Origin of the sequence: Nostoc cf. edaphicum LEGE 07299, assembly GCF_015207245.1 — a bacterium.
Taxonomy (GTDB): Bacteria; Cyanobacteriota; Cyanobacteriia; order Cyanobacteriales; family Nostocaceae; genus Nostoc; species Nostoc edaphicum_B.
Window position 1 is genome coordinate 1 of the sequence record NZ_JADEXF010000332.1, and the last position, 5,273, is coordinate 5,273.

The following is a 5,273-nucleotide window of genomic DNA, read 5'->3' on the forward strand; positions in this document are numbered from 1 at the left end:
GGGTAGTACTATACGGGCTAAAAGGGAAAAAATATGCGATCTCTGACCCCGCATTTGGTATCCGTTATCTCAGCTTAAAAGAGTTAATGGCGGGTTGGAGTGATGGTGTAATGCTGCTGTTGATGCCAGATGACAGCCGCTTCTATGAGCAATCAGAAGATAAAATAGGCGGTTTTGGACGCTTCATTGCCCGGATATTACCCTATCGTAACCTTCTGATTCAGGCGATCGCCATTAACTTTGCGATCGGGCTATTGTCCCTGGCTTCCCCTTTAATGATGCAACTCCTCACCGATGACGTGCTAGTGCGGGGAGATACCCAACTGCTAACAACAGTGGCAATTGGCGTCATTGCCATGAACCTAATTCAAAATGCCATTGGTTTGGTACAATCTCACCTGATTGGTCATTTTGGTCAACGGTTGCAATACGGGCTAATTCTAGAATACGGCAGAAAACTGTTGCGCTTACCCCTATCATATTTTGAAGCACGTCGCAGTGGAGAAGTCGTTAGTCGGATTGCTGATGTTCATACTATCAATAATCTAGTTTCTCAAATCGTTCTTGGTTTACCCAGTCAATTTTTTGTGGCTCTGGTTTCCTTGGGTTTCATGCTTTTCTATAGTTGGGAACTTACTCTCGCTTCCGTCGCCGCTTTTATCATTGTCACAGGAGTCAACCTGCTTTTTCTTCCCGCCTTACGCCAGAAAACCCGCAGCCTCATCGTTAAAGGTACGGAAAATCAGGGCTTTTTAGTTGAAACCTTTCGCGGTGTTCAAGTTCTCAAAACCACCCAAGCGACTCCGCAAGCTTGGCAAGAGTATCAGACAAATTTTGGTCGCATTGCAAACTTAGGCTGGACTACGATGAAGTTGGGACTTTACAGCAGCACAGTCACGAGTATTCTTTCCAAATTGACGAGTATTGGCATACTCTGGTTAGGTTCTAGCTTGGTGATTAATCAGACATTATCCATCGGTCAACTGCTGGCGTACAGTGGTATGAGTGGCAGCTTTCTTGGGTTTTTAGCGTCAGTAGTCGGGCTAATCGATCAATTTATCACTGCTCAAATTGTCGTTCAACGCTTGACAGAAGTGATAGATTCTACCCCAGAAGATGAAAATGACTTTAAAAAACCTTGGGCAGAAATTCCTGGGAACGCAGATATTACTTGTTCTCAAGTTAACTTTCATCATGCTGGTAGAACTGACCTTTTAGAAAATTTTTCTTTAACTATCCCTGGTGGTCAAGTAATAGCCTTAATCGGTCAATCTGGCTGTGGTAAAAGTTCCCTTGGCAAATTAATTACTGGCTTATATCAAGTCCAATCTGGTAACATTCGTTATGGCATATACAACCAGCAAGACTTATCTTTAGAATGTTTGCGACAGCAAGTAGTATTAGTTCCTCAAGAACCTCATTTTTGGAGTCGTTCGATTGTGGAAAATTTTCACTTCAGTTATCCCAACATTAGTTTTGAAGAGATAGTCAAAGCTTGTCAAATTGCTGGTGCAGATGAATTTATTAGTAAATTACCCGATAAATATCAAACTGTTTTAGGCGAATTTGGTGCAAATCTTTCTGGCGGACAAAGGCAGAGATTAGCTATAGCTAGAGCAATTGTGACTGACCCACCTATATTAATTCTAGATGAATCTACAGGCGCTCTTGATCCAGTAAGTGAAACCCAAGTTTTGGATAGATTACTTGCTCACCGTCAAGGCAAAACTACAATTATGATTAGCCACCGCCCTCAAGTTATCAAACGGGCTGATTGGATTGTTTTGCTTGAAAATGGACATATAAAAAATCAAGGAACTCCAGAAGAATTACGTCATATTCCTGGAGAGCATTTAAGCTTTATTGATGAGGTTTCTCCTTCTAATAATGGGTTTAAATCTTCTTTAGTTCTTCGTAATTAGTTAATGGTTATTGGGTATTTTATATCTACTCAGCACTTATGATTAGTAACCCTCAAACAAATTTTTTACCCTTAGTTCAAGACAACGAGTTTCTCCCACCAATTAATCGTTGGACTACATTTGGCGGACTATTTATCGTGTTTGCCTTGGCGTTAGCTATTCCTGTGGCTGCGGTGGTTAAATATAAAGTTACGGTCAAAGGGCAAGCGGTTATTCGTCCTGCGGGTGAATTGCCAATTGTACAGGCGGCGACAGAAGGACAGGTAATGCAGATTTACGTCAAAGAAAATCAAACGCTGCAAAAAGGAGATAAAATTGCCACTATTGATGATTCTCGACTGCAAACTAAAAAAAACCAGTTGCAAACCAATATTCAACAAGCTAGGTTACAACTAATTCAAACTGTTCCGCAAATAAATGCAATAAATAGTCAAATTCGAGCTGAAAGCGATCGCACTAATCGGACTATCGCCTCTGCTAAAGCGGAATTGCAGGGACGCGATCGCGATCATCAAGACAAAAAAATTACCAGTATCACTGAACTTCAAGAAGCAGAAGCCAACATCAAAATGGCCCAAGAAGAATTATATGCAGGGCAAGCACAGTTACAATCAGCATTAGCTAATCTCCACGCGACTGAGGCGGCTTTAGGAGCAGCGAGATCAAAGCAGAACCGATATGAAAGTGCCGCTAAACAAGGGGCATTATCCCGCGACCAACTAGAAGAAGTACAGCTGGCTGTGAAACAGCAGGAACAAGCTGTACAGGCACAAAAAGCAACTTATAAAGCCCAAGAAAAAACAAATGAGCGGTTAAAACAAGCTGTTTTAGCGGCTATTGCTAAACGCGATCGCGCTCAAGCAGCTCTCAATCCCAGCAATGCAGAGGTAGCAATGGCGACTGAACGCATTGCTCAAGAAAAAGCCTCTGGGGAAGTGAATAAAGCATCCTTAGAAAGAGAACTTCAAGTACTTCTCAAACAGAAAATTGAAACGGAAAAACAATTAGAGCGCGATACTAGCGAATTCAAGCAAGCTGAAATTGACCTGAAGCAAACTACTATTACCGCTACAGCAGACGGGATTATTTCCAAGCTAAATTTGAGAAACCCCGGTCAAACTCTCCGGGCTGGGGAGGAAGTTGTCCAAATTGTTCCTAGTCATGCACCTTTAGTTATCAAAGCAGCTGTCGGTTCTGAGGAAAAAGGTAAGATAAAAGTCGGTCAAAAGGTGCAAATGCGAGTTAGTGCTTGTCCTTATCCTGATTATGGTACTCTTAATGGCGTTGTCAAAGCGATTTCCCCGGATGCTGTTAGGTCGCAAAAAAACGATGCTGATGCTGATACGAACTCTACCCCAAAAGCAACTGCTGTAGGTGCTTTTTACGAAGTCACAATTGAACCAGAGAAACTTGCTTTAGGTCGCAGTACAAAGAAATGTCAAATTCAATTGGGTATGGATGGCAGAGTTGATATTATTACCCGCGAAGAAACTGTACTGCAATTTGTGCTCCGCAAAGCAAAATTAATGACGGATTTTTGAGATCGTCAATCGCCAAATTGACGTTATTTTTCAGTGATAAAGGAAAATCTTATTCAACTAAGGGTTGTGAAATCGGGAAAACTTCCTGACGGCGTTGAATCAACACTACAACAACACCGCTTGCAACCACGGCAAAGGCAGAAGGAATAAATGGCAACCATAACCCTTGTTTTAAAAGAGCGATCGCACAAACTCCATATAATATAACAACTGTTACAAAGATGGCGCATCTCTGATGTGAGAGCGATCGCACCCGCCAAATAATCAGACTCCCAACTACAGACCAACCGCATATCCAGAGAATATCACCCCAGTAAGGCAAAACCCAAAGAATTGGACGTTGGTCTAAAACTGCACTCAAAACTTGGCTAACCATTTGTGCTTGTATAAATATCCCTGGTATTTCTTGGTAATCTTGCTGTGCAGTACTGTAGAGAGTTGACCAAGTATCGCTGACTGTATTAGCTGTCACGCCAACGATCACTACCTTATCTTTCATTGATTTACGATCGAATTTATCACTCAATACCTCATCAAGAGAAACTCTCTGATAATCTGTATTACGGTAATTGATAAGTATTTGATTTCCGCCTAAATCAACTCCTTGTTGATAAGCACCACTGCGACTAAATTTTAAGCGTTTAAATACTTTAGAGCCAAACTGTACATAATCTTCATTAAATTTAGGTTTAATATTTTCATAAGATAAGTAACGAGTAACTAATTGCAACGAGAGCGAATAAGGCGTTGTACAAGTTGAAGAAGGCTCTTGTGCCATCATCAAAATTTGGCGACGGACGATACCATCTGGGTCTTGAATTGCATCAGTAAAACCCTGACGTTCTACAGGTACGTCTTTCGGAGGTTTAACACCTTGTGGGTCATATTTACGATCGCGGCTTTTGCAGACAACAACAACATTATCTTTATTAAGTTCAGTCGGAAGTTGTATTGGATTTGATTTCTTTGGAGGATCGGCCAAGTCTCTATAAATATCCAGTCCAATAACTCGCGGTTGAGACTTTTGTATTTTGTTAAGCAATTTAGCTAACGTACTATCCGAAATGGATTTCAGTCCTTTGGTCATCTCTTGTCGTGATTGAATATTTTTTTCAGTAATTTCTACAATTATTAACCTTGGATCTGGCTCTTCTTGAGGTCGCAACCGTAGCATTTGATCGAAACTTTGCAGTTCGATTTTCTCAAAGATTCCCAAGTATCTCAAACCTAATGTTGAAATAGCCACAATCAAAGTACTAATTAGTACAGTCCAAAGTTTGAATTTTAGTGTTGCAATTTTGCCTTTTGTCGAAACTTCACCTACAAATTTAGTATCAGCAAAATTACCGCACAGTTCTTGCCACGTTGTAGGAACAGTTGTGGGATTTTGATAGATAACTGGCAACCAACTAGCACAAGGAAATTCATTTTCCAGTCCTTGAAGTCTTTCTCGTGCTTCTCGCACAGCCAAGTAAAATGGTTTGTTATCTGCAAAGGCAGTAAGAAAGTTTTTTAAAAATTCCTGTGCTATTAAATCTGGCACTCCTTCCCGCATTACAATCATTTGGGGAATGTTTAAATCCGTTAAATTTCGTCCTAAACCAATTCCGTCACAAGAATTAAAAATTGCCAGTTTCAAACCGCGTTTAATTGCTGCCTTAAGTCCATTTTTTAACTGCGAAATTGTTAAAATTTCTGTTTGATTGATGCAAATCTCCCCAATCTCTCCGTCAGTAAGACTAATGCTATGTCCGGCAAAAAATAGAATATCCCAATCATGATTCCATAGATGCTCGTCAAGTGTTTGCCG

General features: G+C 40.7%; 3 protein-coding genes. 2 read left to right on the plus strand and 1 reads right to left on the minus strand.

The features are described from left to right. A partial coding sequence (locus IQ229_RS11845; RefSeq protein ID WP_194043913.1) for a peptidase domain-containing ABC transporter occupies positions 1-1,922 on the plus strand: 1,922 nt, incomplete at its 5' end. Between the two features lie 38 nt (positions 1,923-1,960). Then, positions 1,961-3,463, plus strand: a complete 1,503-nt coding sequence (locus IQ229_RS11850) for an HlyD family efflux transporter periplasmic adaptor subunit (protein ID WP_194043914.1) — start codon at positions 1,961-1,963, stop codon at positions 3,461-3,463. A gap of 49 nt (positions 3,464-3,512) precedes the next feature. On the opposite strand, the gene IQ229_RS11855 is transcribed toward IQ229_RS11850, so the two are convergent. Continuing rightward, the coding region (locus IQ229_RS11855) for a CHASE2 domain-containing protein (protein ID WP_194043915.1) at positions 3,513-5,273 on the minus strand (1,761 nt) is incomplete at its 5' end.

Bases quoted from the DNA above. Each gene is read 5' to 3' on its own strand.
- IQ229_RS11850 (WP_194043914.1), top strand. From the start codon at position 1,961: ATGATTAGTAACCCTCAAACAAATTTTTTACCCTTAGTTCAAGACAAC.